At 40.7% G+C, this 20132-nt stretch carries 16 protein-coding genes; 10 read left to right on the top strand and 6 right to left on the bottom strand.

What is annotated here, in order from left to right; genetic code table 11:
• Positions 1 to 145 precede the first annotated feature (145 nt).
• Positions 146 to 667: a hypothetical protein gene (locus BC659_RS07010; RefSeq protein WP_133473958.1), complete on the top strand. Its 522-nt coding sequence runs from the start codon at positions 146 to 148 to the stop codon at positions 665 to 667.
• A 229-nt stretch (positions 668 to 896) separates the two neighbouring features.
• On the opposite strand, the gene BC659_RS07005 is transcribed toward BC659_RS07010, so the two are convergent.
• Complete coding sequence (locus BC659_RS07005) at positions 897 to 1709, bottom strand: aminotransferase class IV (RefSeq protein WP_133473957.1); 813 nt, start codon at positions 1707 to 1709, stop codon at positions 897 to 899.
• Positions 1710 to 2105: 396 nt separating this feature from the next.
• Here BC659_RS07005 and BC659_RS07000 point away from each other — a divergent pair, with 396 nt between their 5' ends.
• From BC659_RS07000 to BC659_RS06975, 6 genes are all read left to right on the top strand, one after another.
• Positions 2106 to 5147 (top strand): SusC/RagA family TonB-linked outer membrane protein, encoded by a 3042-nt coding sequence (locus BC659_RS07000; RefSeq protein ID WP_133473956.1) that lies wholly within the window; start codon positions 2106 to 2108, stop codon positions 5145 to 5147.
• A 16-nt stretch (positions 5148 to 5163) separates the two neighbouring features.
• Complete coding sequence (locus BC659_RS06995) at positions 5164 to 6579, top strand: RagB/SusD family nutrient uptake outer membrane protein (protein WP_133473955.1); 1416 nt, start codon at positions 5164 to 5166, stop codon at positions 6577 to 6579.
• A gap of 483 nt (positions 6580 to 7062) precedes the next feature.
• Positions 7063 to 7524, top strand: coding sequence for a LytR/AlgR family response regulator transcription factor (locus BC659_RS06990; protein ID WP_133473954.1), 462 nt, complete (start codon positions 7063 to 7065; stop codon positions 7522 to 7524).
• A gap of 101 nt (positions 7525 to 7625) precedes the next feature.
• Complete coding sequence (locus tag BC659_RS06985; protein WP_133473953.1) at positions 7626 to 8480, top strand: class I SAM-dependent methyltransferase; 855 nt, start codon at positions 7626 to 7628, stop codon at positions 8478 to 8480.
• A 78-nt stretch (positions 8481 to 8558) separates the two neighbouring features.
• Positions 8559 to 9515, top strand: a complete 957-nt coding sequence (locus BC659_RS06980) for a 3-keto-disaccharide hydrolase (protein WP_133473952.1) — start codon at positions 8559 to 8561, stop codon at positions 9513 to 9515.
• A gap of 415 nt (positions 9516 to 9930) precedes the next feature.
• Entirely contained in the window at positions 9931 to 10512 is a 582-nt protein-coding gene (locus BC659_RS06975) for a DUF4136 domain-containing protein (RefSeq protein WP_133473951.1), read from the top strand.
• 99 nt (positions 10513 to 10611) lie between these two features.
• Here the strand turns inward: BC659_RS06975 and BC659_RS06970 are convergent, their stop codons facing one another.
• The 5 genes from BC659_RS06970 to BC659_RS06950 all read right to left on the bottom strand — a co-directional run bounded on the left by BC659_RS06970 (position 10612) and on the right by BC659_RS06950 (position 15568).
• On the bottom strand, positions 10612 to 11877 hold the full coding sequence (locus tag BC659_RS06970) for an RNA polymerase sigma factor (protein ID WP_133473950.1): 1266 nt from the start codon (positions 11875 to 11877) through the stop codon (positions 10612 to 10614).
• Positions 11874 to 12212, bottom strand: coding sequence for a YciI family protein (locus BC659_RS06965; RefSeq protein ID WP_133473949.1), 339 nt, complete (start codon positions 12210 to 12212; stop codon positions 11874 to 11876). Before BC659_RS06965 ends, BC659_RS06970 begins: the two co-directional genes overlap by 4 nt.
• A gap of 128 nt (positions 12213 to 12340) precedes the next feature.
• Complete coding sequence (locus BC659_RS06960) at positions 12341 to 13543, bottom strand: hypothetical protein (protein ID WP_211340719.1); 1203 nt, start codon at positions 13541 to 13543, stop codon at positions 12341 to 12343.
• A 92-nt stretch (positions 13544 to 13635) separates the two neighbouring features.
• Positions 13636 to 14487, bottom strand: coding sequence for an energy transducer TonB (locus BC659_RS06955; RefSeq protein ID WP_133473948.1), 852 nt, complete (start codon positions 14485 to 14487; stop codon positions 13636 to 13638).
• Positions 14474 to 15568 (bottom strand): sensor histidine kinase, encoded by a 1095-nt coding sequence (locus BC659_RS06950; protein WP_133473947.1) that lies wholly within the window; start codon positions 15566 to 15568, stop codon positions 14474 to 14476. Before BC659_RS06950 ends, BC659_RS06955 begins: the two co-directional genes overlap by 14 nt.
• Positions 15569 to 15696: 128 nt before the next feature.
• Here BC659_RS06950 and uvrB point away from each other — a divergent pair, with 128 nt between their 5' ends.
• From uvrB to BC659_RS06935, 3 genes are all read left to right on the top strand, one after another.
• Positions 15697 to 17736: an excinuclease ABC subunit UvrB gene (gene uvrB / locus BC659_RS06945; RefSeq protein WP_133473946.1), complete on the top strand. Its 2040-nt coding sequence runs from the start codon at positions 15697 to 15699 to the stop codon at positions 17734 to 17736.
• 87 nt (positions 17737 to 17823) lie between these two features.
• The gene (locus tag BC659_RS06940; protein WP_133473945.1) at positions 17824 to 18393 is read left to right on the top strand and encodes a 1-acyl-sn-glycerol-3-phosphate acyltransferase; all 570 of its coding nucleotides are present in this window, start codon (positions 17824 to 17826) and stop codon (positions 18391 to 18393) included.
• 10 nt (positions 18394 to 18403) lie between these two features.
• The gene (locus tag BC659_RS06935; protein ID WP_162847372.1) at positions 18404 to 20044 is read left to right on the top strand and encodes an AMP-binding protein; all 1641 of its coding nucleotides are present in this window, start codon (positions 18404 to 18406) and stop codon (positions 20042 to 20044) included.
• Positions 20045 to 20132 lie beyond the last annotated feature (88 nt).

Genomic DNA, 20132 nt, shown 5'->3' with positions numbered 1-20132 from the left:
AGGCTTTGGGCCGCGACCCAATGCATTACAAATTTCTTCCTTTTTATTGTATTTACCAAAAATTTTGATGTCTACTACGTCTGAGGCAGAACTCCGTCTGCTACGCAGTGATCTACAATAAATTAGCTTATCTAAATAGTGTGCTATGGCGTATCAGGAAATATATAAGGCAGCGTCGGTAGGTTTTGTTCATTTACATCCTTTACACGGTAAAGAGGAGCTGATAATGAACAAATCAGCTTGTATGGTACTGGCTGATTATGGCTTTAAAGTTCAGTTATTGCCTTGCATTCCTGAAAATGAAAAACAATTAAGATCGTATTGGTTACCTGATGTATATGCCAGTAAAAACCCGGATGTTAGGATTAATGGTCTTCTGATTGGTGATATAAAATCCCCGGGTCAAAAAGGATATGTGAGTGCTGCTGCTATCAAGAGATGTATTTATGCAGTTTCTCAGCAAAAAGTGGCAGTTGTTATTATTGATCTGAGGGAAAAAATATATACTAAGCAGGATATAAAAAAAGGAATTTATGGAGCACTTCAACCTGAAAGAAATAAAAGCATTATTGCTGTGTGGTTTATTACTACTCAAAAAACATTGGTAATAATTGAACGAAAAATGCTCAACCAACAACAAGTTCATAAACTATTAAATAGTATATAATGTACACATTGGGCCCTTCCTTCGCCAGGGTGGTCCGGAAGTCCGCGAGTCGGATAGTCCGGAAGAGGATTGTTTATTACGTAAACCTCCGTGTAACTCCGTGCCGTACTCCTTTTCCTCCGTGGTTTCTTACCACAGTGTCACACAAAGTAAGGCTCGGAGTTACACGGAGGGCTCATCAATAATACATATACTTCCGGACTATCCGACTCGCGGACTTACGGACTTTCTACTCCTTCCTGCGCAACTGTTCAAACAACCATGCAGATATGCTTTTCTCCGTATAAACAGGCAATTCAATATCATCCACAGCTGTTACCGGAATAATGCGTTTGGTAGAACTGGAGATAAAAGCTTCTTTGGCGGTACGGATATCTTCCAGTGTAAGGGTTCTCTCTTGCACAGCCATACTGTCTCTTGCGACGGAGAGAATATTGGCCCTTGTAATACCTTGTAACATACCCACTGCAGGTGTAACAAGGGTATTATTTTGGCTGATGATAAAAAAATTTGAACGCGGACATTCTGTTACAGCTCCCCCCCAATGGTACAACACATCATGGGCACCCTGTTCTTTGATCCAGGGCTGTAACCAGATGGCCATCAGGTAATCGGTTGTTTTTACTTCAGGCAGCTGGCGACGGTAGGCATGTGTTACCAATTTATATGGGCCGGTCTGCATATGATCGGGTGGGGCAGCAATGGGTTGTTGAACAATGATGATATGAGGCTCAACAGGTGTATATCCATCCGGTGAAGCCCCACCTGTTACGGTTATACGGATACCGGAATGCTCCAATTGATTTTTATTAATCAGGCTTGTAATAATAGCTGTTAATTGCTCTTTTGAATAGGATAGCCGTAAACGCATGTGCTCAAGTGAACGGTAGAGCCGGTTGATATGTGCATCCAGAAAAAGAGGCTGCTGTTCTTTTACCCGTAAAAAATCAAACACACCATAACCCCTCTGCAAACCCAGATCGCTTACAGGTATAACTGCATCCTGCAGGGTAGCAAAATCTCCGTTTATAAAACTGATCATGGTTATAAAGGTAAGCCGGAAACATAAAAAGCTACGAGTTATGAGCCATGAGCTGCGAGCTTTTATAAAGCTGCATTTGAAAGATCGAAAAGCCCATTTGGATCTATAAAGCAATTCTTTTAACGAGTAATACAAAAATGAATGCTCAACCTCTATCGTTAGTTACATGAATAGCAGAAAAGCGAGATTGACCGCCAATGAAAGCCCGCTGCTCATGGCTCATAGCGCACAGACTATATGCCCCTGACAGTCATAATTCACCATTGACCATTCACCATTCATCCCCTCTTTTCCCCGTTTCAGGTGTTAAAAATTCGACTTCGGTTTTTAACAGGAATCCTGATACAGTATTTGCTGAAGTTTTGCTGTCTACGCGAAACAATAAACAGAAATATCATGCGAAAATTTGCACTACTGTGCTGTACCTTTTTAATAGGGTTGACAGCCATCGCTCAAAACAGAACCATTACCGGAAGGGTGGTTGACCGAGACAATAATAAGATACCCAATGCAAGTGTGGTAGTAAAAGGTACCAATATTGGCACGGCTGCCAATGCTGAGGGTCAGTTTTCTTTAACCGTAAATGCTTCGGTAAAAACACTGGTTATATCAGCCGTGGGTTATACCGACCGCGAACTTACGCTCACTGCCAACAGTAATTATACCATTCAGATTGATGCGGCAGATAAAAGCCTGGATGAGGTAGTGGTAGTGGGTTACCAAAGTATTAAAAAGCGTGACCTGAACGGTAGTATCTCTTTGATCGACAATAAAGAGATTGCGCAAAAACCCATTTCCAACTTTACACAGTTGTTACAGGGTAAATCTGCGGGTTTACAGGTAGTAGGACAGAGTGGTCAGCCCGGACAAAGTGGTTACCTGCGTGTACGTGGTACGGGTTCTATCAATGCCTCTTCTGAACCATTGATTATGGTAGATGGTATTGCGGTTACCGCAACGGCATTTGCATTGATTAATCCGAATGATATTGAGAATGTATCTGTATTAAAAGACGCATCTGCATCGGCTATCTATGGTGCACGTGCAGGTAATGGCGTGGTAGTGGTTACCACAAAAAGAGGCAAGTCGGGAAAACCGGAACTGCGTTATTCTTATCAGCATGGTTTTGTCGGACTTCAGCCGCTGAACAATGTAAAGCTGATGAATGCCAGACAGAAACTGCAGTATGAATTTGATGCAGGCGTTGTAAATGCCATTGCTGATTCTATGATCAGAAACAGAATTACTTCAGGCGCTCTTCCCGCAGGTGCTACCCTGTTCAACATTACCGCACAGCAGCGTGAAGATATCTGGAAACTGATGGAAGCAAGAGGAGCCGGCGACTGGGGTAAATATTATTTACAGGATGCTTATACCGATCAGCATGAAGTAGCATTATCCGGTTCTTCTGATAAGATCCGTTACTATTTATCGCTGAATAAATTCAATGAAAAGGGTTTATTGTATATGTCGAGAAGGGATCGTACCGGTGGGCGTTTTAATATTGAGTACCAGGCATACGACTGGCTAAAAACTGGTGTAAACCTTGGTGTTACGCATTCAAACGAATACCAGAACAGAGAACTGAATAATGTGCAGAGTCCTTGGAGAGCCTACTTCACCACAAATCCTTATGAGCCACTGTATATGCCAAATGGTACGTACAACCTTACTTTCCAGGGTTTCTCAGCATTAGAGGGTCAGGAAAAAAATACATTCTTTCTGGATCGTATCGGAACATTTGCAACGCTTTTTGCTGAAGCAAAACCGTTGAAATCGCTTACACTGAAAACACAGTTGGCGATGAACTATAATACTGCCAAGACTGAGAGCTACCTGCAACCCGGTTCTAACCTTGCTGCCATTCTGGGTTATAGCCAGAAGTCGGATGGAGGTAACCAGGATTTTCAATATGTAGCTACCAATACAGCTAACTGGAACAAAAGCATTAATGGTGAACACAATATTGATGTGCTGGTTGGACAGGAATTTACCAAGCGTAATTTTTATTCGTACCTGCTGGCTGGTAACAGTATGCCTACAGCAACGGTAACAACGATTGAAAATGCTGCACAGGTGCAAACAGCTACTACATCACGCTCACAGTTTTCAATCATTTCTTATTTCAGTTCTATCGGATACGACTGGAAGAAAAAATATGGTGCCAAACTGAGTGCAAGAACAGATGGTTCTTCAAGATTTGGTAACAATAACCGATTCTCTAATTTCTGGGCTGCCAGCGCATGGTGGAACATTAAGAAGGAAGCTTTTATGGATAAGCTGTCGTTTATCAGCGACCTCAGACTGAGGAGTTCTGTAGGTACTTCAGGTAATGTGCCAACACAGTTCTATGGTTCATTGGGTACCTATGCATTAAGCGCCAGCTATAATCAGTTACCGGCTGCTATACCGAGCCAGCTGGCAAACCCTGATCTTACCTGGGAGAAAAATTTCAACTACGATATCGGATTGGAGTTTGGTTTATTCAATAACCGAATCACAGGAACATTCGATTATTATAACAGAAAAACAAAAGACCTGTTGTTCCCTAAAAACGTAAGCCAGACTACCGGTTTCACCAGTGTACTGAGCAATGTGGGCGCAGTAGTAAATAAAGGGTTTGAAATTAGTCTGAGTGGAGATGTGATCCGCAAAAAAGACCTTAACTGGAATATCTCATTCAATTATTCCCAGAACGATAACAAAATAACAGAGCTGGTATCTCCGGATTTACCATCTACCACGAATACCCGACTAACAGTTGGCCAGGAATTGAATACTTATTTCCTCGTAAGATGGGCAGGTATTAATCCCGCAAATGGTAAGAACAGGTATTACAAAGCCGATGGTTCTATTACAGAAACCTATTCATTGAATGATCAGGTTTTACTGGAAGGAAAATCGCCACTGGCTAAATTTTTCGGAAGTGTGAATTCAAACCTGCGTTATAAAAACCTTGATCTGAGTCTGCAGTTCTATTATAATGGTGGTAACTATATCTACAATCAGATGTACAGAAATGCTGTAGGTGATGGTGGTAATGCATCAAGTCTTGCTATCAATCAGTTTACGGATGCTTTGAATTACTGGACCAAGCCGGGTGATGTTGCAGCCAATCCATCATTAACCGATGCATCACAAAAAGTAAACCTGGCAAGTGACAAGTTTCTGGAGAAAGGCGATTATATTACCCTGCGCGATGTGGTGGTAGGCTATACATTGCCGTCTGCTATTGCCAGCAAGTTGCGTATCAGCAGTTTTCGTTTCTATGTGCAGGGTACCAATTTATGGACAGGTACCAAATTCAGAGGTACACCTGAAGTAGGCTTCCCTAACCGTGAAACAGGCGCAGCTACTTTCTCTCAGCCAGGACAATTATCACTTTACGGTTATCCGCCAGCAAGAACCATTACTGTGGGTCTGGATATCAAATTCTAATTCTAAAAAAAGAGACATGAAAAAATTCATTTTCACGATAGCAACCATTGCAGCACTGACCGGTTGTAAAAAAAGCGAGCTGGATCTGGCTCCCTTTGATCAGATCGAAACTTCAAGGGCATTTACTTCACAAACCGATGTAACCCTGGCCATTAATGGTATGTACTCGGGTTTAAGAGGCGCTTATGCCAACTCTACCTGGAATATTATGGGTGATGCGCTGGCTGATAACCTGATACTAAGTACAACAGGCAGACAAACACTCACCAATTTCAGTGAGTGGCGCTACAATGGTAATACTACACTGACTTTTCTTACCAATGCATATGGTGTAATCAGAAGGGCCAATGCCATACTCGAAAACATTGATAAGTTTCCGGCAGGAACATTCAAAGACAATGCAAGAGCAGAAGCATTGGCGGTAAGGGCCTGGTTATATTTCGATATTGCCCGTTACCATGCAAAAACATATGTAAATGCAACCAATACCGATTCGGTAGCACCCTATGTAACCAGTACGGCATCTGATATTATGCCGAGCAAAGAGCCTGTAAAACAGTTCTATGATAAAATAGCAGCTGATCTGGTTGCTGCAGAACCGCTGATTGCCACCAGCAATGGTGCAGGCAGGATAAATAAAGCTGCAGTACAGGGCTTGCTCTCACGTTTGTATCTCTATATGGGTGATTATGCCAAAACTATTATATCAGCCAATGCAGCATTAGGTACCACGCCCGTTCTACCAGCCATGGCAGATGTAGCCAGGGTTTGGAGAGATGAAACCAATAATGGTGTTTTATTTAAAGTATTGAATACAACACTGGATAATATTAATACACCCGGTGTGAATTATTACCAGATCACATCCGGTAATATCCGTTCTGAATATGTGGTTGAGTATAATCTCAGACAGGCTTTCTCTGCAACAGATGTGCGTACAGCCGCTTATATCACTACGAGTCCATATAACGGTGTTCAACAAAACCACGTAATTAAATATGCCGGACGTACCGGAGGTATTCTGGGCGTGCTGGATATTAAATTATTACGAACAGCCGAGGTATTACTGAACAGAGCAGAAGCTTATCTGCATAGCGGTAATGCAGTAGCAGCATTGGCTGATCTGAACCTGTTGCGTTCACAGCGTTACACAGATTACCTGCCGTTAACAGGATTAACAAACGATCAGTTACTGGCTGAAATCTTAAGACAGCGCAGATTGGAACTGGCATTTGAAGGCGATCGTTTCTTTGAACTGAAGCGATTGAACCTCCCCATTAACCGGGATGGAAGTAAAGGTGACCGTGCCGATGGAACAGGAACCACTTATCTGTTTTTGAATATGGCCAATACAGATTTTCGTTTTCAATTGCCCTATCCAAGTGCAGAAATCAATTTCAATACCAACTTTAAACAGAACCCCGGTTACTAATACGATACATTTTATGGTAACAAAAATGCTGCTTTCGGGCAGCATTTTTTTTGTTTGTAACCGAACTGTCATATATGTAAAAATGGTACAATTTATAAACGGTACTATACCTAAACGAATGGAATCATTCTCTACGGAAATAGTAGGAATTTTATGAAAGATAACAACAGGGAATTTCGATAGTGGTGCGTGAGGAAGAGAAATGGGATATGCGCATGGTGTAATGAAGAAAACAGTACAGCAGAAAGTTAGCGTGCTATCGAAATGAAATGTGTTAACAGCTTTTGAAACTTTGCTACTGCTTTCTACAACAGCCTTAATAACCGGATATTCTATTCATAACAGAATACCAGTTACAACCCGGCAACACAATCTGCACCCATTCTTCCAAGCATGATGCTTTCTGCCAGAAAAGTATTGGCCCTATTCAGGCAAATGAAGAATACAAGCAATGTATTAAAATATAAGTAAAAATCGGACAAGATGAAAGGAGCTCATTTATCATTGGTGCCCACTGAAATGAACGGGTCTACAGAGAAGGATATGTTTACCGCTTATGCACTCCCTTATGTGCAAATGACAGCTGCACAGCCAGAACCCAGAAGAACACGTGTGATCGTTCGTCTCGGAACAGAATATTTTGTTTTACCTGTTGTACAGGTGATGATGTTTTATACTGTAAACAAAATTGTTTTTTGTATTACCAATACCGGTAAAAAATACATTGTAGAAGGTACGCATCTTAATCTGCTGATGGAGGAATTGCCAACACAATTGTTTTTCCGTGCCAACAGGCAGGTCATCATTAATATACAGTTTATACAATCGTTCAAACCTATCGGAAGTGGTCGCATACAGATCAATATGCAGTTGGATATTTTCCAACCCATACAGGTAAGCCAGGAAAACGCATCTGAATTCAGAAAATGGGTAGGGCAGATATGAAGATTACAAAGAACAGGTGATTGTAAAAATAGAAAGCAATAGCAGAGATTTCTTTTTTCTATCCGAATGAGTCTTCTATCTTAGAACCCTAAAGCCGGCTTTTGAGAAAAAAGAAACAGCAGGATTTTTTTACGCATCAGTACCCTTCCTGGTTACGCAAACATCCCCGTTGGATTCACCTGATCTATACAGGCAACTACCTGCTACAACTCAGGAAATGGTATATTACGAAAACACTGGGTAAACACTTGCGTTCAAAGAGCCAACCTTTTCATTTACTGGATGCAGGATCTGGTGAGGGTCAGTTTCTGCTGCCTTATGCGTCTAAATACCGGCAATCTTATTTTAAAGGAATTGATCGGGCAAAAAGCAATATCGCTTTTGGTAACAGTTATGCTGAAAACCGCGGGTTTACACATGTTCGTTTTGAAGAAATAGAGATAGAGGCGCTAAGCGAAAAAGAAGTGTATGATATGGTTCTATGCATTTCAGTATTACCCTATACGGTAGACGACCGGGCAGCATTACAATGTTTACATCAGACCATGAAACCCGGAGCCGAATTGCTCTTATATGTACCGGTTAACCAAACCATCATACTTCACTTTTATAAAGAACTGCTATTGAATTATGAAAATTATGAAACTATTCAGCAGAATCAACGGATCTATACAAAACAGACATTAATAAAGCTTTTGACGGATAACGGGTTTATTATTACTGAGATGAAAGACACCTATGGTTTTTTTGGTAAACTCAGTAATGAACTCCTGAATAGTCATCTTATTCTTTTTAATGCGTATTCTTTTCTTTTTAAAATGTTATTATGTATTTCACTGTTGTTTTTTTATCCGCTGATTCTGTTTTGTATGATCATGGATTTTCTGCTACCTGTCAAATCCGGAAATGGCTTATTGATAGTGGCCAAAAAACCGGCCAGTGAATCCGTAAACTGATTTGTACTGTGCGAATGGAAGTTTACGATATAGATAAAGTATTATAGTTTCTTTATCTTCAGTATTCAAATTGCACATATGAAACAAAGCATCATCCGTTCTTTATTATTCTTATTACTTGGTATGGCATTAATTACCATAACCGCATTCACCCACAAAAAAACAGTAGCAGGCGATAATGATATCATTGGTCGATGGGATTTAACCGTAAATATGGGCGACCGTATTGCGCCATCCTGGCTCGAAGTAAAATTATCAGGGATACAAACCCTTGTAGGGCAATTTGTAGCCGATGGAGGTAGTGCCAGACCCATCGCACAGGTAAAATCTAAAGAAGGGAAAATCTCTTTTTCTATTCCGGCACAATGGGAGCGCACCGATAAAGAAATGGTATTGGAAGCAACACTTGAAAACGATCAGCTGAAAGGAACCATTTATGCGAGCAATGGCAGAACTTATACATTTACCGGTGAACGTGCCCCTTTATTGAAAAGAACCACAGCGGTAAACTGGGGTAAACCCATTGAACTTCTCAATAAAACCAATTTAGATGGCTGGGTACCACAGGGGAAAAATAACCAGTGGCAAAATATCAATGGTATACTCACCAGCCCGAAATCGGGAACCAACCTGATGACGTCAGAAAAATTTACCGATTTCAAACTGCATATCGAATTCAGGTATCCTGCAGGAAGTAATAGTGGTGTTTACCTGCGTGGCCGTTATGAAGTACAGGTAGAAGACAATGCAGGTAAAGAGCCTTCATCAACTTATTTTGGAGGCATCTATGGTTTTCTGACACCAAATGAAATGGCCGCAAAACCAGCAGGTGAATGGCAGAGCTTTGATATTACATTGATTGGACGAAGAGTAACTGTTGTAGCGAATGGTAAAGCAATTATTGTTGACCAGATTATACCGGGCATTACCGGAGGCGCCATCGACAGTAAAGAAGGAGAACCGGGTCCCATTCTTTTACAGGGTGATCACGGGCCGGTAGAATACAGAAACATTATTATTACGCCTGCAAAATAAAATTAGTTTTCTGTTCTACTGAGAACCTGTTTTGGTCTACTGAAATGGGTTGTTCATCAAACCTGTTTCAAGACCTGTAAGTTAGTTGTTACTTTTACTACTCATCGGTAATACCGATGCAACAAATACTCAGGTAAGCAGGGAGCGATAAAGAAAGTCCGGGGGGATTATTATCTATTTGCACTTGTACCCCCTGAGTAATATAAGGCCCGCTTTTATGAAGCGGGTCTTTTTATGATAGCCAATTTTAGCTACATACCTGTTTTAAAGACCATCTTGTAAACTTTTGTCAAACAAATAAGCAGGGCTTATTTAACGCTGGTTTTACAAATCTTTAGGTTGTTTTTTGCAATTACAGGCACGATGCTTGGATATATATTCCTGCAAACAATCCTGATTACATAAAAAGCATCGTATGAAAAAGATTCAATGGATGACTATTACCGTACTAATGGTATGGGTAATGATAAGCTGTGGCAGAACAGCCTATGTACAAAAAGATGCTGATGTAGATTTCAGCACGATCAAAACCTATAGCTGGGTAACTACTCAGGCTAATAAAGAAAAAGCATCGGTACAAATAAAGAATGATGACCTGACCAACCGAAAAATTCGTCAGGCCATCGATAAAAATCTGGCAGAAAAAGGTTGGAAGGAAGTAAAGAAAAATCCTGATGTGTACCTGGTCTATGATATTATGATTGAGGAAGAAAACAAGAAGGTAACAACACCGGTGTATTCACAATCGTTTACCAGGTGGTTTTTTAATCCAAGAAACCGCAGATGGGTACCTGTATTTTATCCCTCACAGTTTATGGGTTATGATGAAGATATGGAGAAAGTGAAAGAAGGAACGCTGACCCTTACACTCATGGATGCCGATACCGATAAAACCATCTGGCAGGGATGGACAACATCTGAAATGTCTGGAAGAAAACTTACAGACAAACAAATCGAAAGTAAAGTGAAAGCTATTGTAGCCAAGCTCACTAAATAAAGTCTCCTGTTCTTCCTTTCTCCCGCAAAAAGTTCAGTAATTAGTAAACCATGAATCACTAAAGTTATTTTTGCAGGGAGAAAGGAAGAAGGGAAGCATTTAATTAGCAGTAATAAGATCTATTCTCGCCTGTAATATTTTTTGTTCTGCCGGAGAACTTGTGATAGCCTTGGCTTGTTGCAGGTAAGATAGCGCTTTGATGTGATCGCTCAGTTTCATGTACAGATAGCCTAATACAGAAGCGTACTGGTGATCGGTGCGGATAAGTTGCTCAATACCCCCAATTGACAACACCTGAGCGATTGCTTTTTCTGTTTCTCCTGACTGAGACAATACAATGGCACGATTGAGGTAAATAGCCGGTGCCGGACTGATCGTGGTCAATAAATCATATAAAGAAAGAATCCTTGTCCAGTTGGTAGAAGCAAAATCAAGGGCTATACTATGTTCGGCAGCAATGGCTGCTTCAATATGGTACTGGCTGATTACAGGGGCGGCAGAAGCTCGATTAAGGTAATGGTAACCTACCTGTAACAATTCCTTATCCCAAAGATTCCGATCCTGTTGTTCCAGTAAAATCAATTCATTCGAATCAGATATCCGGCTATCGAAACGGGCAGCATGTAAACAGAGTAATGCCAGCAAAGCATCGTTTACGGGATCCTGTGTAGCCGGGTGTTCTGTAATAATTTTTGCACAGCGGATGGCTTCCATGCAAAGATCCTGTCGGATAATTTCATCTTTTTTGTGTGAAAGGTATCCTTCATTGAATAACAGGTATAAAACGGTTCTTACGATTGATAGTCTGTCCTGCAACTGTTTACCGGCTGGTATTTCAAGTTGAATATTTCCTTGTTTCAGGAGTTCTTTTGCACGAACCAGTCTTTTTTGCATGGCAGCATCTGAAACAACCAGTGCTCTTGCTATTTCGGTAACAGAAAAAGAGAACACCAGCTTTAAAGTGAGTGCAACCTGGTCTTCTTTTGAAAAAGAAGGGTGACAGCAAGCGAACATCATCCGTAATTCGCTGTCGTTCATTTCCTGTTCATGAAAAAAAGAAGCGGTTTCTTCAACAGGATTAAAACCAGCCTGCGATTGTATATAACGGCTATGGTAATGCTGTCTGCGAAGCAGATCGGTGGCTTTGTTTTTGGCCACCTGCATTAACCAGGCTGCCGGGTTATCGGGGATGCCTTTTATTTTCCAGTGCTGGAGGGCATTGATAAAAGTATCCTGTACCAGATCTTCTACCAGATTAATCTGTTCCAGACCAGCGACATGACTTAATACAGCAACCATCTTTCCCGATTGGTGCCGGAAAAGATGGTCGATCAGTTGTTCGGTATGTTGTGTAGCTGCACTCATTCAAAAACAACCACATCACGAACTTCCACAGATCCGCCAAGTGCCAGATCCGGACAGCCTTTGGCAATTTCGAGGGCTGCATCCAGGCTATCGGCTTTTACTACAAAAAAGCCTCCTACCATTTCCTTGCTTTCCATGTAAGGACCATCGGTAACTACATGGTCTTTGCGCAGGGTTTTACCAGTTGGCATCAGTGCTTCACCGGCTACATATACACCTGATGCCTGTAACTGGCCTACCCAGGCAAACCATTGTTCCATGTTTTGCTGCATGGCTTCGGGTGATGCGGTAAATGGATCGAGACCCCCTCTGAATAAGAACATAAAATTGCTCATAAAAAATTGTTTTAAGGTTTATGTGAACGGTTTACAGGAATATGACGAATAACCGGAACCCGATCAGACAAAAAAGATAAATATTTTTTTAGCAGCTAAAAAAGGGAAAGGATGAATGGGGAATCATATCAATGCGGCTTATAAGCATACACAACTTCAAAAGCCTGATTTTTAAGGGAAGGAAGCAACTCACCGATTTTGAGATTCTTTTTCTGTGGAGTGGGTTCACAAACCCAGTAAGGCTCTCCATTATACAGAATGGGTGTACCTGAAGCCTTATCGAACTGAACCGCAACGGTAATATGGGTTGGGTAGGATAAGACAATCATAGGTAGTTGATAGATTTCTTTTACCAGAAAGAAGAAAAACGCAGAGCGATCCTCGCAATCACTGTATTCATAAAACAAAGTTTGTTCTGCTGATAAACGTTTTTCTTTTCCGTAAGCTTTGGTATCTGTTTCAAACAGAAAAGCTGAGCGGGTAAAATGCATCAGATAATCAACACCCTGTTGCTGATTCATTTTACTTACTGCTTCCTTTAATAAGGGCACCAGTGAATTATAAGTGGTCTGGCTAAGTGGAATACCAAATTGTGATGCATAGTCAACTACCGGATAGTTGGTAAAAATTTTCTGAACCTGCTGATCCAGCAATACATTGAATTTATATTCCTTGTTTTTATAATCGAAGTATAGCTGTTTAACAGTAAAATTGTTGTTTCTGATCTGTGGCAGCCTGGTTACTTTGTACGAAAACCTGTTGGTACCCCCATCATACAGGGCAACTGTAGTGAAAGAGACGGCATCTACCGCAACCTTATTATTGTAGTCGTGGTAATTGAGGCAAACATATTGTTTGTCACCTGTCATGTAATAAGGAATATCATAAATATTTTCCTCGCTTCTTACATACAATAACAAAGTGTCGTTCCGGAAACGTAAGGTGGAACTATAACCCGATTCATTCAGTAAAAACCATTTGTACAGGGTATAGCGATGATAGTTAGCAGCTTTGGGACTTAACTTTTCTGCTGTGGTCCTGATCAGCTGATAATAAAACCAATCGTCGAGTTTGCGGCTATCCCTGTATTGCAGTAATTGTTGAATCAACAGTTGATATGTACCAGATGTAAGCTTGCTGTAAAAATCACCAATCCCTTTTTTAGAAAGCGGCTCACTGAAATCAACAAGAATAGAGGAATCCTGCGGTAAGGCAATAGAATCGCCATAAAAGTCCAATACCAGTTCTTTCTCCGACACAGTATTTTGTGCATAGCCGGTGGAAATGTATAATACCGTGGAAATGAATAATATGTACAGTTTTTTGCGCAAATTCAGGGCTTGATAGCTCTATGAATTTACGAATTGGTAACAATTAATTAATATTAAGTTTTGCAAAAAATGTATAACTGTTTGATTTTCAATTAACTTACTACGAATGTAACACTTTGTTTATGGCGATAAATTACCGGTTTGCCGTTTTGCATGGCAGGACTCCATCTGGGGCTCTCTTTTAAAATCCTGATCGTTTCCATATCTACCGACCATTCCACAGAATGATCGATGTACATATCTGTTGCCCTACCCTCTGTGTCGATCGTAAAGCTTACAACAACACGACCTCTTGCCCCTCTTCCGGCAATACCACTGAAGCGACCTGGTGTTTGCAGTGTTTTTTCAATATAGTTGCTCCAACCCTTTAACCCCCCTTTGAATTCAGCGGGTTTTTTGTCAGCGATTGCATCAACGATGGCAGCAATAGAATCTTTATAGGATTTTGAATTCAGATCAAGTATCCTTCCATCGGCATAAGTTGTGATATTGGTTGTGAAGTTTCTGGTCCAGACATGTTTGCCGTTTTCAAAAAAAATGCTCATGTTCATCGAGCCATCAGGCTTTCTAAATTCCCAGTAACCATCTTTTTTTGCATTTTTTACCAAACCAGTACTATCTAAACTGCCTGTTTTGTTATACCATGCAAAACGACCATGTGGTATGGATAGATTTTCATCTTTATAGGTTTCACATTTTATCATGGGTCCGGTTGTCTGGTAAAAGCGACAAACGTAGGTAGTATCGTTTTCTTTTACACGATGCATAAAATAGGCAGCCCTGTTAAGACTACCGGCTGGTGATCCATCTTCCCTGAAAGCAAAAAAAGCTTCGTTCCCATTTTGACTCATTGCTGTTAATCCGGAACATAAAAATGCAATCAGGAAAATAGGTTTATTACTCGGCATAAAATAGTTAGGTGTATTGTAGTTATTGTTTTGCAAAACGGATGATAAAAGAAGTTCCTTTATCTGGCTGGCTGTTTACAGTAATGTTACCATCCATAGAATTTATGTGATGGTGTACAAGGTATAAGCCAATTCCCTTACTATCATTGTGTTCATGAAAACGTTGTTGCATACCGAAAATGCGATCTTTTACTTTTTCCATATCAAATCCTCTTCCGTTATCAGTAACACTCAGTAACAACTCATCGTTTTCAATCCAGCTATGAAATTCAATTACGGGGGGCCTTCCCGGAAATGCATATTTAATAGCGTTGGTAATTAAATTGAGAAAAACACTTTCCAGGTAATAGCGGTTGAAATAAACGGAGGGCAATGCTTCAAAATCTGTTTTGATAGCAACTTTGGAGTCAATAATCAATGTTTGTATAGAACTGGTAACACTTTGGTACACATCCTGAAAAAAAATTTCTTCTTTTTCAATTTTCAGGTGCTGGTTTTTATTTAACAGATCAATGTATTCATTGAGCGTTTCTTTTAATCTTTCGGTACCCGATTTCAGAATAACCAGAAATCTTTGTACTTCTTCATCCTCAATGGTACGTTTATTCAAAAGGTTGAAAATGCTCAGCAGGTTATTAACCGGCGAACGGAGATCGTGCGATGTTGTGTAAGAGAGTTGTTTAAGATTATTATTCAATTGGCCTAATTCAGTAATCAGTTTATTACGATCGGCTTCTTCTGATTTTTTATGACTGATATTTTTAGCGATGGCATAAACAAGTTCTTCATCAGCAGCAGGCATGGAGGTCCAGGAAAGCCATACTATGTCACCGGTTTTGGTGATATAACGGTTTTCGAAATGCAGGAGTGGTTCCCCCTGAATCAGTTCATTCCGGTAACGGGCGGTAATATGTCGGTCGTCGGGATGAATAAAACTGGAAATAGGAACAGCTAACAATTCCTGCTCACTATACCCCAGTGTTTTACAAACAGCACTGTTTATTTTTCTGAAATACCCATCATAACCGGCTATACAAAACAAATCTGCTGAGAGTTCGAAAAAATGTTCAAGGTTGAAAGTAGATTTTTGAACTATATCATCAGCATCAACACGCATATGAGAGGAATGTTGTTAGAAATAAATCTAACATAAATATACACAACGGGTTTCTTTTATGCAGCAACAAGTTTTCAGTTTTTAAAAATATTTACACTGTAACTTTATTTTTCGTTTAAGTACTCTATATGCCATTCAAACTTCATTCACCATATCAACCCGCAGGTGATCAGCCTTCGGCTATTGCACAGCTTACCGAAGGTATTCAGAATGGCGAGCAATACCAGACGCTGCTGGGTGTAACGGGTAGTGGTAAAACTTTTACCATGGCCAATGTGATCAATAATGTACAAAGACCCACATTGGTACTAACACATAATAAAACACTCGTAGCACAACTATACGGCGAATTCAAACAGTTTTTCCCGGATAATGCTGTTGGATATTTTGTTAGCTACTATGATTATTACCAGCCGGAAGCCTATATGCCGGTGAGTGATACCTATATTGAAAAGGACCTCAGTATTAATGAAGAACTCGATAAACTTCGCTTACAGGCTACTTCACAATTATTGAGTGGAAGGAGAGATATTATTGTAGTGGCCAGTGTGAGCTGTATTTATGGTATGGGTAACCCTACCGAATACGAAAATGGTATTATCCGTATTCATAAAGGACAGGTTATTTCGAGGCAGGGCTTTCTGCATCAGTTGGTAAATGCCCTATACAACAGGAGTCAGGAAGAATTTAAAAGAGGTACTTTCCGTGTAAAAGGCGATACTGTTGATATTAACCTGCCCTATGTTGATTTTGGTTACCGGATTAGTTTTTTCGGAGATGAAATAGAAGAAATAGAAAGCATCGAAACGGCCACCAATAAAAGAATCGGTTTGATGGATACTGCGGCCATCTTTCCTGCCAACCTCTACCTGGCACCCAAAGACATGATTCAGCAGGTGATGCATGAGATACAGGATGAGATGATGGCTCAGGTGGAATATTTTAAAAATATCGGAAAATTTATAGAAGCGCAGCGTTTAAAAGAACGAGTGGAATATGACCTGGAAATGATTCGTGAACTCGGTTATTGTAATGGTATTGAAAACTACTCCCGCTTTTTCGATCGCCGGCAGCCGGGAACAAGACCTTTCTGTTTGCTGGATTATTTTCCCAAAGATTTTCTTTGCGTGATTGATGAAAGCCATCAAACGGTACCTCAGGTAGCAGGTATGTACGGGGGTGACCGGAGCAGGAAAATGGTGCTTGTAGATTATGGTTTCCGCCTGCCCAGTGCCATGGATAACCGGCCTTTGAATTTTCATGAATTTGAATCGCTGATTGGACAAACTGTTTTTGTAAGCGCCACACCGGGTGATTATGAGCTGGAAAAAACCGGTGGTGTGGTGGTAGAGCAGGTTGTGCGCCCCACAGGTTTATTAGATCCGCCTATTGAAATAAGACCCAGTGTGAACCAGATTGATGATCTGTTAGATGAAATTGATAAACGTGTTAAAAAAGGAGACCGTGTGCTGGTAACCACCCTTACCAAAAGAATGGCAGAGGAAATGGACAAATACCTGGGCAGAATCAATATCAAATCAAAATACATTCACAGTGATGTTGATACGCTGGAGCGGGTAGAAATTTTACGCGACCTGCGTCTGGGTGTGATAGATGTATTGGTAGGCGTAAATCTTTTACGTGAAGGACTTGATTTACCAGAGGTTTCACTGGTGGCTATTCTGGATGCTGACAAAGAAGGGTTTTTAAGAAATGAAAGATCTCTAACGCAGACGGCTGGTCGTGCCGCCAGAAATGTTGATGGACTGGTTATTTTTTATGCAGATAAGATGACGGAGAGTATGCAGCGTACCATTGATGAGACCAGCAGAAGGAGAGAAAAACAGATTGCTTATAATATTGCACATAATATCACGCCTAAAACGGTGATCAAAAGTAAGGAGCAGGTTTTTGCACAAACATCGGTACTCGATATCAAAGGATATGATCCGTCAAATCCGTATGCTTTACAAAAAGAGGAACAACTTGTATCTACAGCAGCAGAAGAGCAGGTAGAGTACAAAACGATCCCACAAATAGAAAAAGCGATTGCTGCTACCAAAAAGCAAATGGAAAAAGCCGCACGCGACCTTGATTTTATAGAAGCAGCGAGGCTGAGAGATGAAATGTTTGCGCTGCAGAAGAAATGTGATAATTTGAAAATGTGATAATTCATACCAAGCCGGTCATTTTTATCCGCCTCAGGCGGATAAATTGTCACATTTTCAAATTATCTTGTCTCCAACTGCTTGCCCATGAGACTACTCTGGAAACTTTACCTGTGGATGACGGGATGGAAGGTTCAGTCAGACTTTCCGCATCATATTCCCAAAGCTGTCATTATTGTAGCGCCCCATACCAGTGCCTGGGATTTTATTATCGGACTGGCTGTGCGCAGTGTACTGAGTTTACAGCACGTTAAATATTTAGGCAAGGCAGAATTGTTTGAGAGCCGTTTCGGTTTTTTCTTTCGCCGTATGGGGGGCTATCCTGTTGACAGATCCAATAAACACAATATGGTTGATCAGGTAGTGGATCTTTTTAACCAGCATGAGCAATTTGTATTGGCTTTATCACCAGAGGGAACAAGAAAAAAAGTAGAGCGACTGAAAACCGGTTTTTATCATATCGCGAAAAAGGCGGGTGTGCCCATTATCATGACTGCATTTGATTTCAAAAAGAAACAAGTGTATTTCGCGGCACCTTTTTATCCTACGGAAGATGAAGCTGCCGATTTCAAATGTATCATTTCTTTTTACGCCCCTGTTCAGGGAAAAAAAGCAGATCAGGGACTCGCGCATTTACAAAATGAATCATCGATATAAACACCCTCCTATGTACTATCCTAATATTGTTGAAAAATTCTGTGAATATGAACAGACAAAACCCGATCAGCTTTTTTTAGCAGAACCGGTAAAGGGTGTTTATCAGACATTCACGTGGAAACAGGCCGGTGAACAAATCCGGAGTATGGCAGCTGCATTGAATGCAATGGGATTTGGAAAGGATGATAAAATAGCCATATTAAGTAAGAATTGTGCGCACTGGATCATGTCCGATCTGGCCATTGCTATGGCAGGCTGTGTTTCCGTACCCCTCTATCCGAATATCAGTGCAGAAACTTTACAGGAAATTATTCTGCATAGTGAAAGCAAAGCTATTTTTATTGGCAAACTTGATCAACCTGAACAGATCAGAAAAGGTGTTCCGGATACACTTGAACAGATCAGTTTTCCTTTTTACCCGAATGCCGGTTGTATGAATTGGGATGAGCTGGTGGCAACACATTTACCACTTAACGGTATTCCCCAACTTGATCCTGAGGCTTTGGCCTGTATTGTTTATACTTCCGGAACAACGGGTCAGGCGAAAGGTGTTATGCATACCTATCATGCCATGGCTTTTGCAGTGAATGCTTTTCTTAAAAATTTTCCCACTATTCAAACAGAAATATTATTTTCTTATTTACCATTGTGTCATGTAGCCGAACGTATGCTGGTAGAATGTGGAACCATTTTTACAGGAAGTACGGTTTATTTCGTGGAGTCGCTGGATACTTTTGCCACCAATCTCGCTTATACACAGCCTACGATATTTTTAGCTGTGCCCCGTATCTGGGAAAAAATGCAGGAAGGCATCCTGAAAAAAATGCCACAGAAAAAACTGGATCGGCTATTAAGTATACCCCTTGTTTCCACGCTTATCAAAAAGACGATTCGAAAAAAATTAGGACTCGGAAGAGCCCGGCATATTTTTACCGGCGCCTCTCCTATCAATCCGGCATTATTATATTGGTATGCAAAACTGGGTATTATTATTCAGGAAGCCTACGGCATGACAGAGAATGTGGCACTTTCACATGTAAATAAAAAAATGTCGGCAAAATTTGGAACAGTGGGGCAACCTTATGCCGGTGTAATGGTAAGATTGGGAAAAGATAATGAGGTGCAGGTAAAAAGCGATGCATCCATGCTGGGTTATTATAAAGAGCCCGAATTATCGGCGCAGTGTTTTGAAGATGGTTTTCTCAAAACAGGTGATGAAGGTTCTATAGATGCGGAAGGATACCTTACCATTACAGGTCGTATCAAGGATCAGTTTAAAACAGGTAAAGGAAAATATATTACACCGGCACCCATCGAAAACCAGCTTTTGACACATCCTTATCTGGGTCAGGTTTGTGTGATTGGATCAGGACAACCTGCTGCCATGGTACTTTGTACACTTACTGAACAGGTTATAGACAAAGATCAGGAAGTATTAAAAAAGGAATTATCTAAACTACTGGATGATCTTAACCAGACACTCGAGCACCATGAGCAGCTGGCAAGGCTGATTGTATGTAAAGAAGAATGGACCATTCAAAATGGTCTATTGACCCCTACACTTAAAATCAAAAGAAAAAATATTGATATACAGTACAGCGACCGCTATCCGGAATGGTACCGGGCTGCTGAACTGGTTGTATTCGAATAAATTTCTGCTGAGATTCATGAAGGATCAGGGTGCTTTTGGGCAGGGCACAATATTCTGGTATGGTTTTTCGTTGTATAGCTGGATAAAA

This window comes from Sediminibacterium goheungense (assembly GCF_004361915.1).
GTDB lineage: Bacteria > Bacteroidota > Bacteroidia > Chitinophagales > Chitinophagaceae > Sediminibacterium > Sediminibacterium goheungense.
Note: the sequence above shows the minus strand (reverse complement) of the source record. Positions and strands in the feature narration are given on the sequence as shown.

Excerpts from the sequence above, each read along its gene's own strand:
- BC659_RS07010 (WP_133473958.1), top strand. The coding sequence starts at position 146 with ATGGCGTATCAGGAAATATATAAGGCAGCGTCGGTAGGTTTTGTTCAT.
- BC659_RS07005 (WP_133473957.1), bottom strand. The coding sequence starts at position 1,709 with ATGATCAGTTTTATAAACGGAGATTTTGCTACCCTGCAGGATGCAGTT.
- BC659_RS07000 (WP_133473956.1), top strand. The coding sequence starts at position 2,106 with ATGCGAAAATTTGCACTACTGTGCTGTACCTTTTTAATAGGGTTGACA.
- BC659_RS06995 (WP_133473955.1), top strand. The coding sequence starts at position 5,164 with ATGAAAAAATTCATTTTCACGATAGCAACCATTGCAGCACTGACCGGT.
- BC659_RS06990 (WP_133473954.1), top strand. The coding sequence starts at position 7,063 with ATGAAAGGAGCTCATTTATCATTGGTGCCCACTGAAATGAACGGGTCT.
- BC659_RS06980 (WP_133473952.1), top strand. The coding sequence starts at position 8,559 with ATGAAACAAAGCATCATCCGTTCTTTATTATTCTTATTACTTGGTATG.
- BC659_RS06975 (WP_133473951.1), top strand. The coding sequence starts at position 9,931 with ATGAAAAAGATTCAATGGATGACTATTACCGTACTAATGGTATGGGTA.
- BC659_RS06970 (WP_133473950.1), bottom strand. The coding sequence starts at position 11,877 with ATGAGTGCAGCTACACAACATACCGAACAACTGATCGACCATCTTTTC.
- BC659_RS06965 (WP_133473949.1), bottom strand. The coding sequence starts at position 12,212 with ATGAGCAATTTTATGTTCTTATTCAGAGGGGGTCTCGATCCATTTACC.
- BC659_RS06950 (WP_133473947.1), bottom strand. The coding sequence starts at position 15,568 with ATGCGTGTTGATGCTGATGATATAGTTCAAAAATCTACTTTCAACCTT.
- uvrB (WP_133473946.1), top strand. The coding sequence starts at position 15,697 with ATGCCATTCAAACTTCATTCACCATATCAACCCGCAGGTGATCAGCCT.
- BC659_RS06940 (WP_133473945.1), top strand. The coding sequence starts at position 17,824 with ATGAGACTACTCTGGAAACTTTACCTGTGGATGACGGGATGGAAGGTT.
- BC659_RS06935 (WP_162847372.1), top strand. The coding sequence starts at position 18,404 with ATGTACTATCCTAATATTGTTGAAAAATTCTGTGAATATGAACAGACA.